Here is a 24580-nt window from a genome sequence, read left to right on the forward strand (position 1 = left end):
CAAGATCCTCACGCGCTCGATCACGATCCGTTCCGGTCTGACCGTCGCGTGACTTGCGAACGGCCCGGCAAGCGCGTAGCCGGCCGAGTTGCGTTAACGCTTGCAGCGCTTGCAACGCTTTCATAGGATGCTGTCGTCTTGAATTTCGAACACCTTATCCAGATCAACGATCCGTTGAACCCGTTTGTCGACTCGATGACCCGCGAGCAGTTGTGGGAAGGGCTCGTGCTGCGCGCCGAACAGCCGCAACTGTTCGTGATCGGACTCGACAGTTGCACGATTCTTTCGCGCGAAGGCAACACGCTCGAACGCGAGCTGCACTACGGCCAGGCGACGGTCCGCGACCGCGTCACGCTGCACGAAAGCCAAAGCGTGCGCTACGACATCCTGCCGACGGCGGATTACGTCGGCGGCTCGCTGACCATGACCATCGAACAGCCGGACGAGCTGCAGCTATTCTTGCGCTTCGAATACGCGACCACGCTGCCCGTGTCCAACGACCAGGACGCCGTGCAGACGCAGGAGATCGTGAAGTCCGCGTATCGCGAGAACGACATCGATACCGTGCGCCTGATCCGTCAGTTCGTGCAGGCGAAGCAGGAGCCGGGTTCGCTGCACTGACTCGCTGTAGCGAACGTTAGTCAACGGCTGGGGCCGCGCTGGCGAGTTGCAGCGGGCGGAAGCCGTGCCTTCGGTTGCAACCAAAGGCGCGGCGCCTCGTGCCGCCGCAACGCGCGCTGTACCACCCACCTTCCCCGACTATCGAAACTCTGATCCGATGAATTTCTGCCGCTTGTAAATAGGAATGGTTATCATTTAGAATTCATCCATCGAATCAAGCAACGGCAAAGACGAATGACCGATACCACTCGCCCTACCACGCTCAGCCTGCGCCGTTCGGCTGCCGCGCTGACCAGCCGTCCGAAATCGGCGGCGGTCACATCGACGGCTGCGGTCAGGCCCGCTGCCAGCCGGGCGAACGAATCGGCGGAAACGGGCGAGCGCGTGTTGCGCAGCGACGCTTTGCTGCAAGGACACAGTCACATCAGCATCGTGCACAACGGCGAGACGTACCAGTTGCGCGCCACGCGTCTCGGCAAGCTGATTCTGACGAAGTAACGACGAACCGTATTTCAGTACCAGGTATTGTGGGGACCACCTCCTAGAGAGGTGTTGGGCATTAGCCAGCCACGACGGCTTGCACGTGAGAACTAGACCCCTTCGTGCAGACACCAAGCCAGCCGTTCGCAGCCAGCCAGGCCGCTTTTTTCGGTTCCCGCCGACGCGCGCACGAAACGCCGTGCACGGTCATGTCAATGAAAAAGCCGTGGAGATGAGGTCATCTCCACGGCTTTTGTTTTTGCGGCCTACGATTCGAGATCGAGGCGAACGGGACGGATTGCGCGAAAGACTCGTCTACTTCGACGCCCAGCCCCAAAACATCAACCACCACGCGCTATCCACCACGGCCAGTGCCGCGATGAACCACAGCATCGCGAGACCGCGCCGCACGAAGTGCTCGCTGTAACGCCGCGTGACGAGCCATGCGAGCCACGCGCTCCACACGTTCGCAATGGCAAGAATCGCGATGCGCACGTCCGACGCCCACCACAACGGCACATGCTCGGCCCGCAGCAGCGACAGCGTGGTCGCGGACAAACCCAGAAACACGCCGGCACCGGCAAGCGGAATCAGCCCTTGCGTCAGATGATGCAGACGCACGCTGCTGAAACGTCCGAGCGTGCGCGTCGCGCCCATCATCAGAACGAGCAGCGCGGTGCCGTAGACAAGCGCCGTCGCGAGGATATAGCCGATCACCATCGTGCCGTCGAGCCACGAGAACACGTCGTTCTGTTCCGGGTAATGCGTGAACAGGAACCACGGCGCATTGGTCTGCAGCGGCCAGGTGATGTCGCGATCCACGAGCCAGGTCGCGAAGAACATCTTCAGGTCGATGAACCAGCGCGAAGCGGTCCAGTGAAATGCGCCGATCGCGATGCCGAGCAGGCCGTACAGAATCAGCGCGGTGTCCCACACGTTCGCCTGCTTGTCGCCGAGCTGCACGACTTCCGACGACGGCGCGCGCCACGTCAGCGCAATCGCGTCGCGGTGGCCACTGCAACGGCCGCACATGTGGCAGTCGGACGCGCCCTTCATGTTGCGCAACGGCACGAGCGGCGCGCAATTAATCGGAATCACGCGATGCCCGTGCTCGCCGTTCTTGTACGAACGGCGCCATGCGTCTTCATCGACCTTGTAGTGGAACGGCGCGAGGCGCGCCAGAAGCGAGAAAACCCCGTTCACGGGGCAGAGGTATTTGCACCAGACGCGCTTCTCGCGCCCGTAAAGCAGGCCGATGACGATAGCCGCGAGCGTCGAGCCGCCGAGCACCAGCAGCACCGCTTTCGGGTACTGGTACACGCTCACCATCTGACCATAAATGGTCGTGATGCCGAACGCGACGAACGGCCAGCCGCCCCAGCGCATCCAGTGCGGAATCGCCTTGCCGCGGCCGTGCTTGCTGGCGAACTCCGCGAGCGCGCCTTCCGGACACAGCACGCCGCACCAGACGCGCCCGAGCATCACCATCGACAGCAGCACGAACGGCCACCAGATGCCCCAGAACACGAACTGCGCGGCAAGCGTCAGGTTGTTCCACAAATGCGCGCTGTCGTCGGGCAGCGGCATCACCGCCGGCACGACGATCAGCAGCGCATACACGGCGACCACGACCCACTGGATGCCGCGGATCACGGAACCGTGCCGCTGCATCCACTGCCCCGCCGCGGCGAGCCGCCCCGGACGGGTCATCAACGTACTCATGCTGCGCGCCCTGCGGCCTGCTGCGCCGGCTTGCGGTTCGCGCGCCGCAGCAGCAGATAGACGACCGCCCAGTACACCGCATACGCGATCAGGTTCATCAGCGCCGGATGCGCGCGATAGCCGGTGAGCGTGGCGACCAGCGAGCCGAAGGTGCTCGAATCGTCGAGAATGCCCGACGTGTTCCACAACTGGTCGACGATGGTCGGCAGGACTTCCTTGTCGATCAGCTTGTCGACGCCCGTCTGAAACAGACCCGCGCCCAGGAACAGCAGCATGATTTCCGTGACGCGGAAAAAGAGCCGCCACGAGAAGACCTTGCCGCCCAACTGCAGCACGTAGAACGTGAGGAGCGCGAGCGCGAGGCCGATCAGCACCGCGAGCATCTGCGTGCCGTCCACATGACCCGACTGGCCGAAGCCGAGGCCGTACAGGAAAATCACCGTTTCGCTGCCTTCACGCGCGATGGCGAGTGCGACGAGCAGCGCCACGCCCCACCAGTTCGAGTCGCGCTGGCTTTGTTGCAGCGAGCGTTCCATATCGCGCTTGAGCGAGCGGCCGTGCTGCTTCATCCACAGCACCATTTGCACGATCAGCACGCAGGCGACCAGCACCATCGCGGTCTGGAAGTAGTCCTGCGCGTCGCCGGACAGCACTTCGGTGAAACCGACGAGCGCCGCGCCGAGCGCCACCGCCGCAATCAGGCCGGCCACGACGCCGCCCCACAGGTACGGCAAACCGCGGCGCGCGTCGTCGTCGCCATTTTTCAGCCACGCGTACAGAATGCCGACGACCAGCAACGCCTCGACACTTTCCCGCCACACGATGAATAGAATCTGACCCATCAAGCACTCCCTTCTGCACTGCCACTGCTGTCGCTGGCGACGGCGGGCCGGGTGCCCCGCGTCCGCCTCGCCAGCACCGCTACTTCGCGACGATCACGCCCTGCGCCTGCTGGTGAAAATCGTCGAAAAACTTGTACTCGCCCGGCGAGAGCGGAGCGATCACCACGAACGAATCGGCGCCCGGCGCGAGGACTTTTTCCTTGCGCAACTGGACGCTTTCGAATTCGGCCGCACCCTTGCCCGTATTGCGCACCTCGATCTTGATGCGCTGCCCTGCCGGCACTTCGATGCGCGCCGGCGTCAGCTTGCCGTCGTTCATTTCGAGCTTGAAGGTGAGCAGATCGGCTGCCTGAGCCGCGCCCGCCAGCAGAATCGACGATGCCAGGACTGCGATCTTTCGGTTGATTCTCATTGGTGTTTCCAGAAAACGCGGCGCGAGGCATAAATCCCGCGCGCCGCCTGCTGCATTCACTCGCATTCACTCATTTGCCACGGATGGCTCGCATACTGCGATGCGAGCCGCTGCGGCAAAGCGTGGAGATCAGTACCCGCCCTTCTTGCCGATGCCAGCGAACGTGAAGTCGTATTCAAGCGTGAACGGCTTGAACCACGGACCCACGCCGGTTTCCTTGTCGACGTGACGGCCGAACGCCATGTGGCCGGTTTGCATCGGCGCTTCGACGGTCAGCTTCAGGTGATATTTGCCCGGGCCTTGCAGCTTGACGTTGTCGCCGTAGTGCGGGCCGTCGTTGGCGACCATCGCCATCAGATCGCCCTTTTGCGTGTCCTTCGAACCGGCCTTCGTCAGTTCGTAACGCACTTGCAGATACGGCATCCAGTCGCCTTCCGCGAAACCGGTCGGATTGTTCTTGACTGCGTGGATGTCGGCTTCCAGGTGGATGTCCGAGTCCGACGCCTTGCGCATCATGCCTTCCGGTTCCATCGTGATCGGCTGCAGATACACCGCGCCGATTTCCATGCCGCCCTGGATCTGCTGCTTGCCGATCGGATACTCGGCCGCCGTTGCCGACAGCGCCGCGACGGCCGCCGCCGCTGCAACCCCAGCGCGCACAAATGAAGAAATCCGCATTGAAACTCCTTGTTTTTATCTGACTCGATTCGATCCCATTGGAACAGTGCGTCGGACAACCAACCGAAGCAGATCGCATAATTGAACGTTAATGCGAACCATTCTCAATATTGGGCGAGTTTATCATTGTTCGCTTGCCGGAACAAATACGAACGCACGCGAAGCCTTATGGCAGCAGGGTCTTAAGGGTGTCTTAAGAAACGACGTGTGGGAGATGGCAGGCGGGCCAAGCCGCCTTTTCGGATGTAAGAACAGGACGCGGCGGATTGCCGCGCCTTGTCCTTGTCCTTGCTTTGGGCCGCCGCGTGATTTATTCGACGCCCGATACGTGATCGCCGACATTCGCCCCGAACACGCGCTGCCGCAGCAACGCAAGCTGGTCGCGCGTTTGAGCGGCTTTCTCGAATTCGAGATTCTTCGCGTGCTCCATCATCTGCTTTTCGAGGCGCTTCAGTTCCTTGGCAAGCTGCTTCTCGGACATGTCCTCGAACTTGGCGCGCGTTTGCTGCTCTTTCAGCTCGGCGCGCGCGTCGTCGACGTTGTACACGCCGTCGATAATGTCGCGAATCCGCTTCACCACGCCGCGCGGCGTGATGCCGCGCTCGAGGTTGAAGGCGATCTGCTTCGCACGCCGCCGCTCGGTTTCGTCGATCGCGCGGCGCATTGAATCCGTCACCTTGTCCGCGTACAGGATCGCCTTGCCGTTCACGTTACGCGCCGCCCGGCCGATCGTCTGGATCAGCGAGCGTTCGGCGCGCAGGAAACCTTCCTTGTCGGCGTCGAGAATCGCGACGAGCGACACTTCCGGAATGTCCAGACCTTCGCGCAGCAGGTTGATACCGACGAGCACGTCGAACGTGCCGAGCCGCAAGTCGCGGATGATTTCGACCCGCTCGACCGTGTCGATGTCGCTGTGCAGATAGCGCACCTTGACGCCGTGGTCGGCGAGAAACTCCGTCAATTGCTCGGCCATGCGCTTGGTCAGCACGGTGACGAGCACGCGGTCGCCCGCCTTCACGCGCTCGTTGATTTCGGCGAGCACGTCGTCCACCTGGCTGCGCGCCGGGCGCACCTCGATTTCCGGGTCAACGAGTCCGGTGGGGCGCACGAGCTGCTCGGCCACTTGCCCCGCGGTCTTCTTTTCGTAGTCCGCGGGCGTCGCCGACACGAACACGACCTGGCGCATCTTGCGCTCGAACTCGTTGAACTTCAGCGGCCGGTTGTCGAGCGCGGACGGCAGACGGAAACCGTAGTCGACCAGATTTTCCTTGCGCGCGCGGTCGCCGTTGTACATGCCGTTCAACTGGCCGATCAGCACATGCGACTCGTCGAGCAGCATGATCGCGTCTGGCGGCAGGTAATCGACCAGCGTGGGCGGCGGCTCGCCGGGCGCCGCGCCGGAAAAGTGCCGCGAGTAATTCTCAATGCCTTTGCAGAAACCAAGCTCCTGCAACATTTCCAGATCGAAGCGCGTGCGCTGTTCGAGCCGCTGCGCTTCAACGAGCTTGCCCTGGCTATAGAAGAACTCCAGCCGCTCGCGCAACTCCGCCTTGATGGTTTCGACTGCACGCACAACCGTATCGCGCGGCGTCACGTAATGCGACGACGGATACACGGTGAAGCGCGGAATTTTCTGACGCACACGGCCGGTAAGCGGATCGAACAGTTGCAGCGTTTCCACTTCGTCGTCGAACAATTCCACGCGCACCGCCATTTCCGCGTGCTCGGCCGGGAAAATGTCGATCGTGTCGCCGCGCACGCGGAACGAGCCGCGCTGGAAGTCGGCTTCGTTGCGGTTGTACTGCATCGCAATCAGCCGCGCGATGATGTCGCGCTGGCCGAGCTTGTCGCCGGTGCGCAGCGTAAGAATCATCTGGTGGTATTCGGACGGATTACCGATACCGTAAATGGCCGACACGGTCGCGACGATCACCACGTCGCGCCGCTCCATCAGGCTCTTGGTGGCCGACAGCCGCATCTGCTCGATATGCTCGTTGATCGACGAATCTTTCTCGATGAACAGGTCGCGCTGCGGCACGTACGCTTTCGGCTGATAGTAGTCGTAGTACGAGACGAAGTACTCGACCGCGTTGCGCGGAAAGAACTCGCGGAACTCCGAGTAAAGCTGCGCGGCGAGCGTCTTGTTCGGCGCGAACACGATAGCCGGACGGCCGAGCCGCGCGATGGTATTGGCCATCGTGAAGGTCTTGCCCGAGCCGGTCACGCCGAGCAGCGTCTGGAACGAGAGACCGTCCTCGATGCCTTCGACGAGCGTCTCGATCGCCGTCGGCTGGTCGCCGGCGGGCGGATACGGCTGGTAAAGCTGGAACGGCGAGCCTTCGAAGCGGACGAATTTGGATTCGTCGAGCGTATCTTCGGCTTCGGTCAGGTGTTGTTCGGACATGGGGACGGCAGCGCCTTGGGCAAAAAACTATTCTAACGGGTTGCGGAAAGTCGGATCGGGCACGGACTGCACGGATCCGCGTAGGACGGCAGCGGCGCGAGAACAGTCCGTCTTGCATTTAGCGGCGCCCTGCCTGTTTTTCAAGCAAATGAGCCCGCCAACGGGCGCTATCGTCCGAAAAACGTTCGCAGATTCGTTACAATGCGAAGTTGCGCTCGCTTGCCTCTGTCCGCGTTTTGCGTCATCCGGCGTTGGCGTTTTGCATCAGACGCAGCCGGCACGGTCGCGCATGCTCGTAGCCGCCCTCTTTTCACTACTGCTGGCCACCCACCATGTCTCTGTTCTCCGCCGTCGAACTTGCTCCCCGCGACCCGATTCTGGGCCTGAACGAAGCCTTTAACGCCGACCCGCGCCCCACCAAGGTCAACCTCGGCGTTGGCGTGTATTTCAACGAAGAAGGCAAGATTCCGCTGCTGCGCGCCGTGCGCGACGCGGAAAAGGCGCGTGTCGAAGCGGCGCTGCCGCGCGGCTATCTGCCGATCGAAGGTATCGCCGCCTACGACGCAGCCGTGCAAAAGCTGCTGCTCGGCAACGATTCGCCGCTGATCGCCGCGGGCCGCGTCGTGACGGCGCAAGCGCTGGGCGGCACGGGCGCGCTGAAGATCGGCGCGGACTTCCTGAAGCGGCTGAATCCGAACGGCAAGGTCGCGATCAGCGATCCGAGCTGGGAAAACCACCGCGCGCTCTTCGAAGCCGCAGGCTTTGAAGTGGTCTCGTATCCGTACTACGACGCGCATACGCACGGCGTGAATTTCGACGGCATGCTGAGCGCGCTCAACAGCTATGCCGCGGGCACGGTCGTCGTGCTGCATGCGTGCTGCCACAACCCGACGGGCGTCGACCTGAGCGTCGAGCAGTGGAAGCAGATCGTCGAAGTCGTCAAGGCGCGCAACCTGGTGCCGTTCCTCGACATCGCCTATCAGGGTTTCGGCGACAACATCGAGTCTGACGCTGCGGCCGTGCGCCTCTTCGCCGCGTCGGAACTGAACGTGTTCGTTTCGTCGTCGTTCTCGAAGTCGTTCTCGTTGTACGGCGAGCGTATCGGCGCGCTGTCCATCATCACGGGCAGCAAGGAAGAAGCCACGCGCGTGCTGTCGCAACTCAAGCGCGTGATCCGCACGAACTACTCGAACCCGCCGACGCATGGCGGCTCCGTGGTCGCGGCGGTGCTTGCGTCGCCGGAATTGCGCGCCACGTGGGAAACGGAACTCGCTGAAATGCGCGACCGCATCCGCGCGATGCGCAACGGTCTGGTCGAGCGCCTGAAAGCGAGCGGCGTGGATCGCGACTTTAGCTTCGTCAATGCGCAGCGCGGTATGTTCTCGTACTCGGGTCTGACGGCGCCGCAAGTCGACCGTCTGCGCGAAGAGTTCGGCATTTATGCGGTGGGCACGGGCCGCATCTGCGTGGCCGCGTTGAACACGCGCAACCTCGACGTGGTGGCCAACGCCGTTGCGCATGTGTTGAAGTAAAGCTTTTTGCAAAGCGCGCTTAGGTGCGCTTTTATTGAAGCTGAATATGAAACGGCGCCCCATGAAGGGCGCCGTTTCTGTTTGCGGCTCAGAACTTGCCGACTCGCCTGTCAGCGCCCGTCGCGATGAATGTCGTGCGTGACGAAACCCGCGTCGTTATCCGGCATGGCAAGCCAGTCCGGTTGCGAAAGCGAATGACGGATGTCGTCCAGCCCGCTTTGCCAATGCTCACGCATGGTCGGCAAGCCGAACTGGAAGTCCTTGTAGTGCCCTTCGTATTCCTTCTGCCGGTAGATGAGATGGATCACGTTGTAGCGCTTCGAGCACGATAGATCTTCCGCGAGTTTGCACCAGGGGTCGTCGCGCTGGTCCGGCGACACACGGTCCAGCACCTCGCGCAGCACGTGCCGGAAACGTTGCGAGCGTTGCAGCATGTCGGTCACGAGACGGGTGCGGCTCGAATACTGGATGTCTTTCATGCGCCCCTGCACGTCGGTGATGCTGTCCGGCACCGGCCCGATTGCGCTCCACAGATCGACCTGAAACGCGAGCGTGTCGCGCCGCGGCGTGGTCTGCATCACCTCGTAGAGCGGCGTATTCGACATCAAACCGCCGTCCCAGTAATACTGGCCGTCGATTTCAACCGCCGCGAAACCTGGCGGCAACGCACCGGACGCCATGAAGTGCTCGGCCCTCAGCGTGGTGTGCGTATTGTCGAAATACGCGAAATTCCCCGTGCCGCAATTGACTGCGCCCACGGACACACGCATTTCCCGCGAGTTGATGCGGTCGAAATCGCACAGGCTTTCCAACGTGGCTTTGAGCGGCGCCGTGTCGTAATAGCTCGCCGCCTGAGGCGGTCCCGACACCGTTGGCAAAGGCGGCGGAAAGCGCGGCACAAAGAAGCCCTTTTGCCCCTCGACGAGTGCGCCGAGCGCCTGCGTTGCCGTGAACGCTTTACGCACGGCGTCGCTCGAGTTGAAGAACGCATGCTCGATAAACGCCGGCAGCGGCAAACCGAACGCCGGTTGACAGATGGTCTCCCAGAATTGCAGCAGCCGTTCCACCCGCTTTTCCGGCGGATTGCCCGCGATGATCGCGGTATTCAACGCGCCGATGGAAATGCCCGCCAGCCAGTTCGGCTCGATGCCGGCTTCGTGAAGCCCCTGAAAAACGCCGGCCTGATACGCGCCCAATGCACCGCCGCCCTGCAGCGTGAGCGCGATGGTTTCGTAGTCCGGCACTTGAATGCGCGAGCCCGGAGCCGTGGCGGACGCCGCGCCGGCGCCCGCACCTCCCTCATTGCCCGGCACGCCGAGGCGCGCCTGCTTGAGATTGCGTTGCGCCATGACGCCTCCTTATTGCATGTACCAGCCGTGGCTCACAATGAAGGACTGACCCGTCAGTGCCGCCGTGGGGAAAGTCGAGAGAAACAGCACGGTTTGCGCGACGTCTTCGACGGTGGTGAAAATACCATCGACAGTGCCGCCGAGCATCACGCGCTTGACGACTTCTTCTTCGCTGATGTTCAGTTCCTTCGCCTGTTCGGGAATCTGCTTGTCGACAAGCGGCGTGCGCACGAAGCCGGGACACACGACATGCGAACGCACGTTGTGTTTCGCGCCTTCCTTGGCGAGCACGCGCGCGAGCCCGAGCAGCGCATGCTTGGCCGTCACGTAAGCGGACTTGAGCGGCGACGCCTCGTGCGAGTGCACCGAGCCCATGTAGATCACGATGCCGCCGCGATCGTCCTTGTACATGTGCTTGAGCGCTGCCTTCGTGGTCAGGAAGGCGCCGTCCACGTGAATCGCCTGCATCTTTTTCCAGTCGGAGAACGAGTAGTTCTCGATCGGGTTGACGATCTGAATGCCGGCATTGGAAATAAGAATGTCGACGGAGCCCAGCTCGGCCGCTACTTTGTCGATGCCCTGGTTGACCGCGTCTTCGTTGGTGACGTCCATGGCGATGCCGATCGCCTTGCCGCCGCCCTTCCTGATTTCTTCAGCGACGGCGTTCGCGCCGTCCTGATTCAGGTCGGCGATCGCGACAGCCGCGCCCGCTGCCGAAAGGGTCAACGCAATCTGCTTGCCGATGCCGCTCGCGGCCCCGGTAACCACCGCGACCTTGCCATTCAGATTTGTGTTCAGTGACGACATCCAGAACCTCCATGCAGTTGATGAGCAATGAGACCACGAGCCGCGCGCAGCGTGAAGTCAGCCGAACGGCATAGGCGCCGATTACGCGCGCATAGGCGCGCATAGGCCTTCTCCTATGCCGTTCGGCCGAATGTTGCACTGCGGCCAATCCTGCTATTGTGCATGAACCGTATGGAATCGATCGGTAAAAAGCACGCCCAGGCTTATGTATTTAAACTAGGCGTTCCGCCAGGATTCCGGTCGCTTCACTATCGAGGAGAATTGCATGAATTATCGGCGTTTAGGTCGCTCGGGCCTGCAGGTCAGCGAACTGTCCATCGGCTCGTGGGTCACGTACGGCAATCAGGTCGATCATCGCGCGGCGCGCGAATCGCTCGCGGCCGCGCGCGACGCGGGCGTCAACTTCTTCGACAACGCGGAGGTCTACGCCGGCGGCAAATCCGAAGAGATCATGGGTCAGGCGCTCAAGGAACTGGCATGGCCGCGCGTGAGCTATGTGGTGTCGACCAAGTTTTTCTGGGGACTGCAGGAAGCGCCCAATCAGTACCACACGCTGAACCGCAAGTATCTGCTCAACGCAATCGATTCATCGCTCGCACGTTTGCAGCTCGACTATGTCGATCTGGTGTTCTGCCATCGCCCGGACCCAAACACGCCGGTCGAAGAAACGGTATGGGCAATGAGCGACATGATCACGCGCGGCAAGGCGTTGTACTGGGGCACGTCCGAGTGGAGCGCGGACGAAATCCGCGCTGCTTACGAGATTGCGGAGCGGCATCATCTGCATAAGCCGGTCATGGAGCAGCCGCAATACAACCTGTTTCATCGCAAGCGCGTGGAGCAGGAATACAAGCGTCTTTACGAAGATATCGGCCTTGGGCTGACCACGTGGAGTCCGCTCGCGTCCGGCCTTCTGACCGGCAAGTATCGCAACGGCGTGCCCGCGGAAAGCCGCGCGCAATTGCAAGGTTACGACTGGCTGCGCAAACAGGTCACCGATGAAGGCAAGAACAATGTGGTCGGCAAGCTCGGCGAAGTGGCCGACGAACTCGGCTGCACGGTCGGCCAGCTTGCAATTGCGTGGGTTCTGAAGAATCCGCATGTCAGCACTGTGATTACCGGCGCATCGCGCGTCGAGCAGATCGGCGAGAACATGAAGTCCGCCGAGGTCGCCGAGCGGATCACGCCGGAGATCAAGGAGCGGATCGAAGGCATTATCGGCGACGCGTACGACTGACAGCGCTGCGGGAACCGCGCCGGTTGCGCGGCCACGGCAAAAGCGTGGCCGGCGCACGGTGCATCGGCTGGTGTGAAGCGCACACCAGGCAAATCACCGTGCGGCGCGGTGCCCGGCGTCGCGTACAATACGCGACCGCGCTGCACTCCGGCGCTCGTTGCCGCCGTGCCGCCGTATTGCATCCGCATTGCATCCGCATCGCCGGTTCCAGCCTGGAACGGCACGCCTCTTTCAGCGTCTCCTCATATGCTCAGCTACCGCCACGCCTTTCATGCAGGCAATCACGCCGACGTCCTCAAACACGCGGTCGTGTTGCAGCTATTGCGCTATCTCGGCCAGAAGGACAAAGCCTACTGGTATATCGACACGCATGCCGGCGCGGGCGTCTATTCGCTGAAGGAAGGCTACGCCGTCAAGACGGGCGAGTTCCAGACAGGTATCGCAAAGCTGTGGGAGCGCAACGATCTACCGCCGCTCTTCGCCGATTATGTCGATGAAGTCGCCGCACTCAATTCCGACGGCCAGTTGCGCTTCTATCCGGGTTCGCCGTACATCGCGTGGCGGCAACTGCGCGAGCAGGACCGCATGCGTCTGTTCGAGCTGCACAGCACCGAAATCGACGTGTTGCGCCACAACTTCCGCGATGCGGGCCGTCGCGCGATGCTATACGCAGGCGACGGTTTCGACGGCATTCTCGCGCTGCTCCCGCCAGCGCCGCGTCGCGCGCTGGTGCTGCTCGATCCGTCATATGAAGACAAGCGCGATTACACGCGCACGCTTCGTTGCGTCGAAGAGAGTCTGAAGCGCTTTCCGACCGGCACCTACGCCGTCTGGTATCCGCAGGTGAGGCGCCCGGAATCGCAGCGCTTTCCGGAGCAGCTAAAAAAGCTGCAGGACCGCAACTGGCTGCATGTGAGCCTGACTGTCAGCAATCCGCCGGAAGACGGTTTTGGTCTGTTCGGCAGCGGCATGTTCATCCTCAATCCGCCGTACACGCTGCACAAAATGCTGAAGGATCAGATGCCTTGGCTGGTGAGCGCGCTCGGCGAGGACAAGGCCGCGCAGTTCAAGGTGGAATATCGCGGCGATTGAATTCCGCGTGGGCGCGCGGCCCGCAGTTGACGGCGCGCTCCGGCCGCGCCGTCAATTGAATTGCGCGCTCACTTGAGTTGCGCCCCCGCCTTGCGTGCGAAGTCGTTCGTAAACGTCGCGTTCAGATCGATCTTCTTCGGATCGAGCCGGTTATCAAACGACGCCAGCGCGCGCAACGAAGTCGCCGGGCCGTCTGGGGGCATCAGGCCATCGGGCGAATAGGCGTCGCGCACGTTGTGAAAAGCCTCCACATATAGCGCGGAATCGTTGAGCAGATAGGCCGGCGGCACCATCTTCAGCAGATCGGCATCGCTCGCGGTCTGCAACCAGTGATCCGCGCGCACAATGGCGTTCGCGAGCGCCTGCGTCGTCTTCGGATACTTCTGGATGAAACTCTCGGGTGCATAAAGCGTGGCTGCGGGCATCGTGCCGCCGAACACCTCCTGCGTGCCCTTAACCGTGCGAGTGTCCACCAGCACCTTGATTGCACCGCTGCGCGTGAGCTTCGTCATCATCGGATCGACGTTGGAAAGCGCGTCGATCTGCCCGTTGCCGACCGCCGCCAGCACGGTCGCGCCGCTGCCCACGCCGATCGCCGCGATGTCGCTGCGCTGCACGCCGGCCTTGCGCAATGCGACGGTGAGCACCAGATCGGTCGACGATCCCGGCGCGCTCACGCCGACCTTGGCGCCTTTGAAGTCCGCGAGCGTTTTTATCTTGTCGGCTTTCGACGTCAAGACCGCGACCACGATCTGCGGCGCGCGGCCCATCAGTGCGAAAGCCCGGTAGCGTTGGCCTTTGGCCTGCATGAAAAGCGTGTGCTCGAAGGCACCCGCGCCGATATCCGCACTGCCGCCCACCACGGCTTCGAGCGCTTTCGATCCACCCGCGAAATCTTCAAGCGTGACGTCGAGACCTTCGTCCTTGAAATAGCCCAGTTGCTGCGCCGTCAACACCGGCAAATAATAAAGACCGGGCAACCCGCCGACGGCCATCGTCAAGGCCGGCTTTTCGGGCGTGTCTTTCGCGAACGCTACGCCGTCCAGTGCCGCGATGGCAAAAAGCGTAGCGCACAGGCCGGCGGCACGCCGCATCCAGTGAGAAGGCATTTGTCGTCTCCTTTTTTCTATTTCGTTCGATGCGGTCGTTGGGCCGGCTACCGTTGGCCGGACTTGGGCGAGAGAGACCGCCTGAAGATTGTCGTCGTCCGACTTCAGGCGCGCCATGCGCCCAAACCCGAATGGCCGCGCCCGGCGCGCTGTGACGACTGGACGTGTCGGCGTACTGCGCGACCGATAGGCTGCGGGCCGGGACAGCGCAGTTGTGTTATTGCCGATGCGGCGGCGGACCCGGCTGGATCTGCGGCTGCGGCACGGCGCCGCCGACGGGCAACTGGATATAAGGCGCGACGATGATCGGCACCGATGAGTTCGGCGCGAGTTCGGTGGGCGTTGCGATCGGGCGCGCTTCGACGATGGGCTCCCGCGAAAGCGGCGCGGTTTGCAGGACCGTGCCGCTTTGCCCGTCGCTGATCCCGCTTTGCGTGTCGAGAATCACCGGCTTGCGGCTATTACTCGACGCGGCAAATACGCTAGATGCGGCACTGACCGTAGCCAACGAGATTGCAACGACAGCGAGGACAGGTTTAAGCGAGCGGATTGGAGACATGGGCGGACCGGTTCGAGTCGGCAAGGCCGGATTGCGCGGAGGACGCCCTACCTTACCGCGACACGCGCCAGGAGGCTAGTCGATATTCGCCATCCTCGTGTTTGGGCGTCCGGTTCGCGATCACAAAGGCCCAGATGTGACAAAGCCCCGCAAAGACGGGGCTTGACACTGAACTACCACTTCTACCGCTTACTGCGACTGCGCTGGCAGTGCGACCTGCACGCTGGCGCCGTCAAATGAAACTTTACAGCGAGTAGCCGTTGGTTTCGAGCGAGCGGATACGCTGTTCGAGCTGGACGATATCCGACGACGACGCCAGATACGCTTCGCGGCGATCGCGTTCGGCAGTTTCAAACCAGGTGCTCAGCTTTTCGAGGATGTATGCAAACATGATGTTCTCCAAGGATCAAATGAATCCCCGGTGGATTGGGCATCAGGGATTTCCCGTAGACGGGTTAACCCGAATTATAGGCTGATGGTGCAACCGCGCCAGTGAAATGCTCGCATGATGTGCATTCCATTTTGGAATACCGCACCTTGATGGTGCAGACAACGCGTTGATTTCTTTGGTTTCTGTTAGTCGCGCATTTGTGAGCGGCTTGGAAGTCATCATTTTTTTGCACAACTTCGGTGCGCGACGTGCAGGTTGCACCTCGCAAGGCCTCTCAATGCTGCGCCTTCACCGACGGTAGCCCGTGGCAATCCGCGCGCTTGTCTTCACAAAGCAAGTCCGCATCGGCGAGCCGCTCGATAATCGGACAGTCCGGGCGGTCGTCGCCATGACAATGGTTCGCGAGATGCGCCAACGTGTCGCGCATCTCGGTGAGCTCGGCGATGCGCCGATCCAGGTCGGCCACGTGATCCAGCGCGATCGCCTTGACTTCGGCGCTCGCGCGCGTGCGGTCGTGCCACAACGCCAATAGCCGTCGAATGTCTTCCACGAGGAAACCGAGCCGGCGCGCCTGACGAATAAAACGCAACGAATGGACCTCCTGCGGCCCGTAAACCCGATAGCCGGCGCTCGTGCGTGCTTTTGCCGCCAGCAAGCCGACGCTCTCGTAGTAACGAATCATCTTCGCCGTGACGCCCGACGCGCGGGCCGCTTCGCCAATATTCATCACCGTTTCTCCACTGATCGGCTCGATCGTACACGTTCCCATGATGGGAAGGTCAGCCACTTAAATTCGGTCCGGCAGGCATAATTCAACTGTCGCAACGTTATTTCGCGAGGCAATCCGATGAAAACCGAATTCCAGGTCGAAGGTATGAGCTGCCAGCACTGCGTGGCTGCAGTCACGAACGCTATCCGCGAGCACGACGACGGCGCGCAAGTTCAGGTGGATCTGGCGGCGGGCCGCGTGGCGGTTGAATCGACGCAATCTGTGGAGGCGTTGAAGGCCGCCATCGACGAGGCCGGGTACACAGTCAAAGGCGCGGTCAAAGGCGAGGTGAAAGGCGTATCGCCCGACGAGGCGAGTGGCGCGGCCGGCGGCGTCGCGCACTAGGCGGACGCGCTCATGTTCAAGGTCGCCGTGATTGGAGCGTCGGGTCTGCTCGGCCGCGCTATTGTCGACGAGTTGGCGAGGCAGCCAACCTGGCAAGTCGTCGGCACCGCGTTCAGCCGCCCTGCGCCGGACACTGTCCCGCTCGATGTCCGCGACTCGCGGGCAATCGAGCAGTTTGTCGAACGCGAAGCGCCGGATGCGCTCGTGATTGCCGCCGCCGAGCGTCGGCCGGACGTGTGCGAGCGTCAGCCGGAACTGGCCCGCGCGCTCAATGTCGACGCGGTGCGCGCGATCGCGGCCGCGGCGCAGCGGCGCGGCGCCTGGACGCTGTCGATTTCCACCGATTATGTTTTCGACGGCACTCATCCGCCCTATCGGCCGGATTCCGCGCCCGCGCCGCTCAACGCGTACGGGCGCAGCAAGCTCGAAGGCGAGCACGCGTTAACCGCGACGACCGACTTCGGCTGTGTGCTGCGCTTGCCGCTGCTGTATGGGCCGATTGTCGATTGGGCGGAGTCCGCCGTGACGAGCCTCGTGCCCGCGATTGCGGCGTCGGCTTCGGCACACGGCCAGCCGGCCAGCATGGACGCATGGGCAATTCGCTATCCGACCTTCACGCCGGACGTCGCGTTCGTGATCCGGCAGATGCTCGAGCGTCATGCCGCGGGCAACGCGATTCGCGGCATCGTCCATTGGTCGGGCGACGAACCGATGACCAAGTACGAGATCGCGGTGCGCCTTGCAGAAGCGCTGCAACTCGATGCGCACCTGACGCCGCAGCACACGCCGACCGATGCGACGCCTCGCCCGCATAACTGCCATCTTGCGTCGGAGCGGCTCGAGGAGCTTGGCATTGGCCGGCGCACGCCGTTCGATACGGCGATACGCGAGGTGCTCGCCGCGTTTCCGTGGCGCGGCGATACGGCCGTTTGACGCGCGGAGCGGCGAGCTGCGGCGAGCGCGCATCAAGCGCACATTCAACCGCGCATCAGTGAAAATCGCGGCTCGCGGTGGCCAGGTCGCCGAGCCACTCACTTAAGTCTTCCAGACGATGAGCGACCAGGTGCACCACCTCGCCTTTGTGTTTCTTTCTCGTCTTGCCCGCCTGACTCGCAGGCGCGGTCTGCTCGCCCTGATTGCCCGGGTTGCCCTGATTGCCGCCAGTGGCGACGCCGTCGTCGCGCTGCAAGACACCATAGACCGCGAGCAGCGAAGAGCCCAGCAGCGCCTTGCGCTGCTTTTCCACCAGCGACGGCCAGACGATCACATTGATCGAGCCGGTTTCGTCTTCGATTGAAACGAAGATGGTGCCGTTCGCCGTGCCCGGCCGCTGCCGCACGGTGACGATGCCGCATGCCCGCGCGAGCGTGCCGTGCTGACACGCGGCGAGATCCGCCGCCGTGCGAAAACGCTGCTTCGCGAGACGCGCGCGCAACAACGCAAGCGGATGACGATTGAGCGTGAGGCCGAGGCTCGCATAATCGTCGACGATCTCCCGGGCCTCGTCGGCCTGCGGCAACGCGAGCGGCGCTTCCGCGATCGGCGCATCGCGCAGCAGCTTGGGAACAATATGCTGGGCGGTCACGGCCCACCATGCTTCCCGCCGATGACCCGCGATACTCGTCAGCGCGTTCGCCGCCGCGAGCGCTTCGAGATCGCGCCGCGTCAGCGCCGCGCGTCGCGCGAGATCGTCGACGTTCGTAAACGGCGCATCGCGGCGAGCGGCCATGATGCGCTCGGCAGCCGCCTGCGCGAGTCCCTTGATCAGATGCAGGCCGATACGCACGGCGGGCCCGTGCGCGCCATAAGTGCCGGGCGCTTGAAACACGCGCGCGGTCAGCCGCTTCGCCGCGCGCCGGATCGTCCGGTTCACTCTCAGGCGGCGCAGCGAAAGATCGCGCAACTGCTGCGCGGACAAGACGGCCTGCTGACGATGCAAACAGGTTTCGCCCGGCGCGATCCGCTCGCCTTCGCGATCGCGCTTCTCGAAGGTCGATTCCCAGTCGCTCAGCGTCACATCGGGCGGCAATACCTTGACGCCGTGGCGCCTCGCATCCTGCACGAGTTGCGACGGCGAATAAAAACCCAACGGCTGGCTATTGAGCAGTCCGGCCAGAAAAGCCGCCGGCTCATAGCGCTTTAACCACGCGCTCAGATAGACGAGCAGCGCGAAACTCGCCGCATGGCTCTCCGGGAAACCATACTCGCCGAAACCTTCGATCTGCTGGCAGATACGGTCGATAAATTCCGGCTCGTAGCCGCGCGCCGACATGCGGTCGCTCAGGTCCTTCTGATACTTCGCGAGGTTGCCGGTGCGCCGCCAGGCCGCCATTGCGCGTCGCAACTGGTCGGCCTGCTCGCCGGTGTACTTTGCGGCGACCATCGCCAGATGCATGACCTGCTCCTGGAAAATCGGCACGCCGAGTGTGCGTTCGAGCACGGGCCGCAGCTCGTCCTTCGCGTAGTCGATCGGTTCGAGGCCCTGCTTGCGGCGCAAATACGGATGCACCATGCCGCCCTGAATCGGCCCCGGCCGCACGATCGCGACTTCGATCACGAGGTCGTAATACTTGTTCGGCTTCAGGCGCGGCAGCATGCTTTGCTGCGCGCGCGATTCGATCTGGAACACGCCGACCGTATCGGCATGGCCGCACATTTCGTAGACGGCGCGGTCTTCGCGCGGAATGTCCTGCACGCGGAACTGCGGAAAGCCGCGTCTTAGCGCGACGAACTCCAGCGCGCGCCGAATGGCCGACAACATGCCCAGTGCCAGCACGTCGACTTTCAGCAGCTTGAGCGCGTCGATATCGTCCTTGTCCCATTCGATCACGCTGCGGTCTTTCATCGTCGCGTTTTCGATTGGCACGAGCCGCGAGAGCTTGTCCTTCGCAATCACAAAGCCGCCGACGTGTTGCGACAGATGCCGCGGAAACAGGCGCAATTCCTTCGTGAGGCGAATCAGATTTCTGGTGATGTGAGAGTTGGCGTCGAAACCCGCTTCCGCGAGATAGCCGGCCACTGCTTCGGAACCGTCCCACCATTGCTGCGATTTGCTGATTCGCTCGATCAACGATGCCTCGAGACCCAGCGCCTTGCCGACGTCCTTCAATGCGCTGCGCACATGGTAGGTGATCAGCGACGCGGTCAGCGCCGCGCGATGACGCCCGTACTTCGCATAGATGTACTGGATCACCTCCTCGCGGCGCTGATGCTCGAAGTCGACGTCGATATCGGGCGGCTCGTTGCGCGCGCGCGAGATGAAGCGCTCGATCAGCATGTTCATATGCACGGGGTCGATCTCGGTCACATGCAGGCAATAGCAGACGATCGAATTCGCCGCCGAACCGCGGCCTTGGCAAAGAATGTTTCTGGAGCGCGCGAAGCTCACGATGTCGTGCACCGTCAGAAAGTACTTTTCGTATTTCAGATCGGCGATCAGGCTCAGTTCCTTTTCGATCTGATCGATGCGCTTCAGGTCCAGGCCGTTCGGCCAGCGCTCCGCCGCACCCGCCATGACGAGCTTGCGCAGATAGCTCGACGGCGACTCTCCCGCAGGCACCAGTTCTTCGGGATACTCGTACTTGAGTTCGTCGAGCGAGAAGCGGCACAGCGCGGCGATATTGAGCGTTTCCTCGAGCGTATCGCGCGGATAGAGTTTGCTCAGACGCACCCGCGTGCGCATGTGCCGTTCGGCATTAGCTTCGAGCGCGTGGCCGCATGCCGACAGCGGCGTGTTCAGGCCAATGGCGGTCATCGTGTCCTGCAAGGGCTTGCGCGATCGCGTGTGCATCAGAACGCCGCCCGCCGCGACGAGCGGTAGGCCGCTCGCTTGCGAAATCATCCGCAAGGCGTCGATCTGAAGATCGTCGCTGCCGGTTTGCCAAAGTTCGAGCGCGATCCACGCGCGGTTGGCGGCGAACGACGCGAGCCAATGCGCGCAATGCAGTATGTGCGACAGCGTAGCCGTGCGCTGCGGCACAAGCAGCAGCACACAGTCAGGCAGAGCCCGCAGATGCTCGAGATGCGGCAACGAATCGGTGAAATCCGACGGGCTTAGCCGGTAGCTGCCCTTCTCCGCGCGCGAGCGGCCGAGCGTGATCAATTCGGAAAGATTGCCGTAACCGTTGCGGTTCGCTGCAAGCGCAACCAGAGTGCAGAAAGGCTCGCCGGCTGCGTCCGTCAGATTCAGTTCGCTGCCGATGATCAGTTGAGGCAGAGGTTTCAACACCTCATTTTCCAGGGCCTCCTGTCGTATCGCTTCGTCCAAGACTTCTTTCGGAAGCGGACCGGCTTCCGGCGGCCGGGCCGCTTTCAGCTTGTCCTCGATTTCCTTGCGCAGACGGTTCTGCTCTTCCCCGATTTCCTTTAACGCCGTATGAGCGCGTACGACGCCCGCGAGCGAGCACTCGTCGGTAATGGCGAGCGCGCTATAGCCGTGCAGCATCGCGCGTTCAACGAGTTCATGCGGATGCGAGGCGCCACGCAGGAACGAGAAATTGGTCAGGCAATGCAGCTCCGCATACGCCGGCAAATTCGAGGCGGGCGGCTGCGGAGGAAGAAGCGCGGACGCGGATACCGTCATGATGCTCAACCGAATAAACCCTGCAAATACCAATCGCCGCTGATACGTTCGCGGTACACCCAGAACATATGGCCGCGATCGTCGGCGGCGACGTAGTAATCGCGCTCCACGCGATCGCCGTCCCACCAGCCCGCTTCGATCCGCTCGGTACGCGTGAGCATTTTCAGCGGCCGGCGATAGATCGGCCGCTGGTCACGCATCATCAGGCGTAGGGGTTTATCGAGCATCCAGATAGGGCGAGGTTGAGAAGGTAAGGCGCTGTCGGGGAGGTTTAGTGAGGCTTGGGGTGCTTGCTGAGGTGCTTGCTGAGGTGCTTGCTGAGGTGCTTGCTGAGGTGCTTGCTGAGGTGCTTGCTGAGGAGTGAAGGCAGTGGCGGTTTTTGCGTTCGTCGCTGCGGATGGGCGCGGGGTGGTCTGCTTTTTCGCTTCCGCGTCCGTTTCCGCCGCGCTCGAGGGTGATGCGCCTTCAGCCGCGGCGTTTCGCAACTCATCGGTTAGCCAGGTTTTATCCGCTTTGATTCTGGGCCGCGCTTTCGCCTGCGAGCGCTTCTTGCGCGCAAAATCCTGAGCCTGGTACGCCTCGACGCGCATGGCGTGTTCGGGGCGATGATCGTCCTGCACCGACATTTGCAGCACGTTCTCCGGTCCCAACCGGGCGCTCAGGCGTTCGAGCAGACGCGCGATCGACTCACCGTCCGATTCGGGCATGGGAAACAAAGTGTCGGACTGGCCGGCGTATTCGGCGATCTGATCCGCGACCAGCTTCAATTCGATGACGGGCGCCGCGAGAACCGTCTGATTCAGTTTCTCGCGCAACAGCCAGATCAAATGCTCTGCATCACGCGACGGTATGGCCCACGCGACCTTCAAGCTCGATGTCTTCGGCGAATGGCGGGACGCCAATTCATGCTCGAGCAGCAACGTATAACCGCTCAGCGCCGCATGGTGCGCGCTCAGCCAACCGGCCAACTGCACGATCAGCCGACGCGCGGCGAACAGGAGCGCATCGGCGTTATCGACGCGCGACGGCAATTCGAGCTGCGCATGAAACGACGCGGGCGCGCGAAACGATTCGCGTGGATCGGGGCGCGTGCCATACGCCTGCGCCAGCAGGTCCAGAATGCCGCCGCCAAACCGCCGGACCACGCCCGCTCTGGGCAATTGACGCAAATCGGCGAGGGTCGTGCATCCGACATGCACGAACGCGTCGCGATGCGTTTGCGCAACCGGCAGCAGCGACACGGGCAAACGGTCGAGCACACGCGTGAGCGAAGTCTCCTTTACCACATGCCAGCGGCGCCCCTGCCGGTTGGCGCGTGCCTGCGCCAATAACCAGGCGCCCCACGCCGTAGGCGCACACGCGATACGCGCGGTATAACCGAATTCCGCGACCGTGGACGACACCCGCGACAACAAGGCTCGCAAGCCACCGAACAACCTCAAGCCGGAGCCGACTTCCAGCAGCAAGGTATGCGTGTCGGCCAGCGAGACCTTCGGCGTGTACGTCAACAGGGCAAGCGCGATTGCTTCGAATGCCTGAGTTTCGCGGGTGGCGTCGGCGGTGAGCAGTTTGAGCCCCGGCGCCAAAGCCAGCGCGTAGGAACGCGAATGGCCGGGTTGCACACCGGCGCGCAAGGCATCGACGTCCGGCAGCAGAATATGTGCGTGGTCAGCGAGCGCATAGCAGTGCGCGTCGGCGATGTTTCCGGCATCGCACGGCGGGTTTGCGTCGCGGCTCGGCTCACACCGATTCTGCTTCGCGGACGAACCATCCGGAAGCGATGTCAGCGGTTTTACCGCTTCCAGCGACAAGAGAGGCAATGCGACGGCGATCCACAACATGTTGAGTCTCTAATCCTTGATGGCTGCTTGCTCCGTTCGCGGGTAACAAAACGCCTTGCAGCGGCAGAACGAGACGAAGCGGCTCGGCAAGCGGCGGCCCGCGGCGCTTGAAGATGTCAATCGACAGGCCAATCTCCTGCAACCACTGACGACGGTTGATCGTCTCGGCATTAGCCGGCAAAAGCGGCTCGCAAATCATGCGTAATGGCGCTGGCGACGATTGCGTAGCGGCCTCTACAGGGCGCATCAAAAATGCCAGCGAAGCCGATTCTTGAGCCGCGACCTGCAAGCGCCTGACTTTATCGGCGCGTGCATTCGACAACCACACCAGAACCGCGCCGATGCCGTCCTGCTTCAATGCCTGAGTGGCGGCCCAAAGAGCCTTGTCTTCGTTCGAGCGCACCCATAGCACGCGCTCGACATCGATGCCCCACGCCTTCAATGCCGCCGCGCTCGGCTGAAAAGGAGGTGCCACAAGCATCACATGCCGCCCCGCCTGCTTCGTGAGATGACCAAGCGCGTAGGCCAGCAAGCGCATTTCGCCCGCGCCCCAATGCTCGACCAGCAGTTCCGTCACACCACCGGCGGGCCAGCCTCGTCCAGGCAATACGCGATCCAGCGCGGTGTGGCCACTCGGGACCACACGCGAATCCACCTCGGCAAGCTCGTTGCCCTGCCACATTTGACGCCGCAATTGCGACGACAGCGGAGTTGTCACAAGCTGAATCGCTGCTGCCATAGACCACTCGTTCAATTGAGAATGCTCCGCCCTGCCCGATCTCGATCGAGTAGGGACGACGAGTTATCACTGTATATTTATACAGTATTTTGAGGGTGATGTTAAGGCGGAGAAGCGGTGCTGAGGTCGCTGTGGAGTAAGGAAAAGCGACTTGGGGGTGGATACGATTAGTCCGGGGAAATGGGGCTTTAGCGCTTGGAGGATGCCCGATAGGACAGAGTGCAAGAAGGAGTTCACGCCGCGCCGCACGTGGCGTTCACCGCGCACCAACACGCCGTATCCAGTCGCGATGACGGTGAGGACCGGCGCGCTGACATGGCAGCCCGATCCGCTGATGGACGACCAGGAGCTGGACTCGCGGCAGTCCACCGGCGCGGTGTACTGGGAAGGCGCGGCGCGGGTGAGCCGCGATGGCGCGGAGCTCGGGCGGGCGTATCTGGAACTGACTGGCTATGCGGGCGCTCTGCGCATGGGCGGGCCGTGACGGCGCCGTATTTTCCAGCGCTGTAAACGCAGAAACCCCACCTTTGTGGGGTGGGGTTTCTGACACTGCTGGGGAGCCTGACGATTACCTACTTTCACACGGGTAATCCGCACTATCATCGGCGTGGAGTCGTTTCACGGTCCTGTTCGGGATGGGAAGGGGTGGGACCGACTCGCTATGGTCATCAGGCATGACTTGTTGTCGTGCTGGGTTTTGGGCCAACACAACCAATCTGGAAGAAGTAGTTTCTGGTGATGCTCACCAGGGTAAAGCTGTTTGGGCTGTGTTGTTCGAGGCACAACATCGATCACTCAACCGTGTGTGGTCTGCATAAGACCCTGCGCGTGGCGCAGGGTGGGGCATCCATAAGTGCTGAAGCACTAACGGCTGCCGACACACACCTGTTATAGGATCAAGCCTTACGGGCAATTAGTATCAGTTAGCTGAACGCATTACTGCGCTTACACACCTGACCTATCAACGTCCTGGTCTTGAACGACCCTTCAAGGGGCTTAAAGCCCCGGGGATATCTCATCTTAAGGCGAGTTTCCCGCTTAGATGCTTCAGCGGTTATCTCTCCGAATC

General features: G+C 62.2%; 21 protein-coding genes, 2 rRNA genes and 1 pseudogene. 8 read left to right on the plus strand and 16 right to left on the minus strand.

The genetic code is table 11. The features are described 5' to 3' along the window. The first annotated feature begins 138 nt into the window (after window positions 1–138). Both BGRAMDRAFT_RS32135 and hemP read left to right on the plus strand, forming a co-directional pair. A complete protein-coding gene (locus BGRAMDRAFT_RS32135) occupies window positions 139–621 on the plus strand; it encodes an SRPBCC family protein (protein WP_006053096.1) in 483 nt (160 codons plus the stop codon). 234 nt (window positions 622–855) lie between these two features. Continuing rightward, window positions 856–1119 (plus strand): hemin uptake protein HemP, encoded by a 264-nt coding sequence (hemP, locus tag BGRAMDRAFT_RS32140; RefSeq protein WP_006053097.1) that lies wholly within the window; start codon window positions 856–858, stop codon window positions 1117–1119. Window positions 1120–1416: 297 nt separating this feature from the next. On the opposite strand, the gene BGRAMDRAFT_RS32145 is transcribed toward hemP, so the two are convergent. The 5 genes from BGRAMDRAFT_RS32145 to uvrB all read right to left on the minus strand — a co-directional run bounded on the left by BGRAMDRAFT_RS32145 (window position 1417) and on the right by uvrB (window position 7159). Continuing rightward, window positions 1417–2823: a 4Fe-4S binding protein gene (locus BGRAMDRAFT_RS32145; RefSeq protein WP_006053098.1), complete on the minus strand. Its 1407-nt coding sequence runs from the start codon at window positions 2821–2823 to the stop codon at window positions 1417–1419. Continuing rightward, the gene (locus tag BGRAMDRAFT_RS32150) at window positions 2820–3665 is read right to left on the minus strand and encodes an FTR1 family iron permease (RefSeq protein ID WP_006053099.1); all 846 of its coding nucleotides are present in this window, start codon (window positions 3663–3665) and stop codon (window positions 2820–2822) included. The genes BGRAMDRAFT_RS32145 and BGRAMDRAFT_RS32150 overlap by 4 nt, the downstream gene beginning before the upstream one ends. Window positions 3666–3744: 79 nt before the next feature. Continuing rightward, window positions 3745–4077 (minus strand): cupredoxin domain-containing protein, encoded by a 333-nt coding sequence (locus tag BGRAMDRAFT_RS32155; RefSeq protein ID WP_006053100.1) that lies wholly within the window; start codon window positions 4075–4077, stop codon window positions 3745–3747. 129 nt (window positions 4078–4206) lie between these two features. Continuing rightward, window positions 4207–4755, minus strand: a complete 549-nt coding sequence (locus tag BGRAMDRAFT_RS32160; protein WP_006053101.1) for an iron transporter — start codon at window positions 4753–4755, stop codon at window positions 4207–4209. A 310-nt stretch (window positions 4756–5065) separates the two neighbouring features. Next, window positions 5066–7159, minus strand: coding sequence for an excinuclease ABC subunit UvrB (uvrB, locus tag BGRAMDRAFT_RS32165; RefSeq protein ID WP_006053102.1), 2094 nt, complete (start codon window positions 7157–7159; stop codon window positions 5066–5068). Between the two features lie 332 nt (window positions 7160–7491). Between uvrB and BGRAMDRAFT_RS32170 the strand changes: the two genes are divergently transcribed. Further along, window positions 7492–8691, plus strand: a complete 1200-nt coding sequence (locus BGRAMDRAFT_RS32170; protein ID WP_006053103.1) for an amino acid aminotransferase — start codon at window positions 7492–7494, stop codon at window positions 8689–8691. Window positions 8692–8801: 110 nt separating this feature from the next. Here BGRAMDRAFT_RS32170 and BGRAMDRAFT_RS32175 read toward each other — a convergent pair whose 3' ends face one another. Further along, window positions 8802–10040 (minus strand): DUF3734 domain-containing protein, encoded by a 1239-nt coding sequence (locus BGRAMDRAFT_RS32175; protein ID WP_006053104.1) that lies wholly within the window; start codon window positions 10038–10040, stop codon window positions 8802–8804. Between the two features lie 9 nt (window positions 10041–10049). Beyond that, window positions 10050–10847 (minus strand): 3-hydroxybutyrate dehydrogenase, encoded by a 798-nt coding sequence (locus tag BGRAMDRAFT_RS32180; RefSeq protein WP_006053105.1) that lies wholly within the window; start codon window positions 10845–10847, stop codon window positions 10050–10052. A gap of 265 nt (window positions 10848–11112) precedes the next feature. Here BGRAMDRAFT_RS32180 and BGRAMDRAFT_RS32185 point away from each other — a divergent pair, with 265 nt between their 5' ends. Continuing rightward, window positions 11113–12084, plus strand: a complete 972-nt coding sequence (locus BGRAMDRAFT_RS32185; protein WP_006053106.1) for a potassium channel beta subunit family protein — start codon at window positions 11113–11115, stop codon at window positions 12082–12084. Between the two features lie 246 nt (window positions 12085–12330). Beyond that, the gene (locus tag BGRAMDRAFT_RS32190; RefSeq protein ID WP_006053107.1) at window positions 12331–13176 is read left to right on the plus strand and encodes a 23S rRNA (adenine(2030)-N(6))-methyltransferase RlmJ; all 846 of its coding nucleotides are present in this window, start codon (window positions 12331–12333) and stop codon (window positions 13174–13176) included. Window positions 13177–13244: 68 nt separating this feature from the next. Here the strand turns inward: BGRAMDRAFT_RS32190 and BGRAMDRAFT_RS32195 are convergent, their stop codons facing one another. The 4 genes from BGRAMDRAFT_RS32195 to cueR form a co-directional block, all read right to left on the minus strand. After that, on the minus strand, window positions 13245–14285 hold the full coding sequence (locus tag BGRAMDRAFT_RS32195) for an ABC transporter substrate-binding protein (protein WP_006053108.1): 1041 nt from the start codon (window positions 14283–14285) through the stop codon (window positions 13245–13247). A gap of 217 nt (window positions 14286–14502) precedes the next feature. Further along, a complete protein-coding gene (locus BGRAMDRAFT_RS34325; RefSeq protein ID WP_006053110.1) occupies window positions 14503–14844 on the minus strand; it encodes a hypothetical protein in 342 nt (113 codons plus the stop codon). Between the two features lie 244 nt (window positions 14845–15088). After that, window positions 15089–15235, minus strand: a complete 147-nt coding sequence (locus BGRAMDRAFT_RS34185) for a DUF3563 family protein (RefSeq protein WP_006053111.1) — start codon at window positions 15233–15235, stop codon at window positions 15089–15091. Window positions 15236–15509: 274 nt separating this feature from the next. Continuing rightward, window positions 15510–15962, minus strand: coding sequence for a Cu(I)-responsive transcriptional regulator (cueR, locus tag BGRAMDRAFT_RS32205; RefSeq protein WP_006053112.1), 453 nt, complete (start codon window positions 15960–15962; stop codon window positions 15510–15512). Window positions 15963–16082: 120 nt separating this feature from the next. Between cueR and BGRAMDRAFT_RS32210 the strand changes: the two genes are divergently transcribed. Together BGRAMDRAFT_RS32210 and BGRAMDRAFT_RS32215 are read left to right on the plus strand one after the other, a co-directional pair. Beyond that, the gene (locus BGRAMDRAFT_RS32210) at window positions 16083–16349 is read left to right on the plus strand and encodes a heavy-metal-associated domain-containing protein (RefSeq protein ID WP_006053114.1); all 267 of its coding nucleotides are present in this window, start codon (window positions 16083–16085) and stop codon (window positions 16347–16349) included. A 12-nt stretch (window positions 16350–16361) separates the two neighbouring features. Then, window positions 16362–17282, plus strand: a complete 921-nt coding sequence (locus tag BGRAMDRAFT_RS32215) for a dTDP-4-dehydrorhamnose reductase family protein (RefSeq protein ID WP_006053116.1) — start codon at window positions 16362–16364, stop codon at window positions 17280–17282. A gap of 55 nt (window positions 17283–17337) precedes the next feature. Here BGRAMDRAFT_RS32215 and BGRAMDRAFT_RS32220 read toward each other — a convergent pair whose 3' ends face one another. Genes BGRAMDRAFT_RS32220 through imuA form a run of 3 tightly spaced genes read right to left on the minus strand, consistent with a single transcriptional unit; the run spans window position 17338 to window position 23511 of the window. After that, a complete protein-coding gene (locus BGRAMDRAFT_RS32220; RefSeq protein WP_006053117.1) occupies window positions 17338–20931 on the minus strand; it encodes an error-prone DNA polymerase in 3594 nt (1197 codons plus the stop codon). Between the two features lie 5 nt (window positions 20932–20936). Then, window positions 20937–22772, minus strand: coding sequence for a Y-family DNA polymerase (locus BGRAMDRAFT_RS35120; protein WP_044022050.1), 1836 nt, complete (start codon window positions 22770–22772; stop codon window positions 20937–20939). Further along, on the minus strand, window positions 22672–23511 hold the full coding sequence (gene imuA, locus BGRAMDRAFT_RS32230) for a translesion DNA synthesis-associated protein ImuA (protein WP_006053119.1): 840 nt from the start codon (window positions 23509–23511) through the stop codon (window positions 22672–22674). The genes BGRAMDRAFT_RS35120 and imuA overlap by 101 nt, the downstream gene beginning before the upstream one ends. Before the next feature lie 229 nt (window positions 23512–23740). On the opposite strand from imuA, the pseudogene BGRAMDRAFT_RS32235 reads away from it, so the two are divergent. Then, window positions 23741–23995: pseudogene (locus BGRAMDRAFT_RS32235) on the plus strand (lipocalin family protein); the annotation flags it as partial. A gap of 75 nt (window positions 23996–24070) precedes the next feature. Here the strand turns inward: BGRAMDRAFT_RS32235 and rrf are convergent. Further along, window positions 24071–24184: ribosomal RNA gene (rrf, locus tag BGRAMDRAFT_RS32240) — 5S ribosomal RNA — on the minus strand. Window positions 24185–24403: 219 nt separating this feature from the next. Continuing rightward, window positions 24404–24580: ribosomal RNA gene (locus BGRAMDRAFT_RS35125) — 23S ribosomal RNA — on the minus strand; the annotation flags it as partial.

The sequence above is a fragment of the Paraburkholderia graminis C4D1M genome, from assembly GCF_000172415.1.
Taxonomy (GTDB): Bacteria; Pseudomonadota; Gammaproteobacteria; order Burkholderiales; family Burkholderiaceae; genus Paraburkholderia; species Paraburkholderia graminis.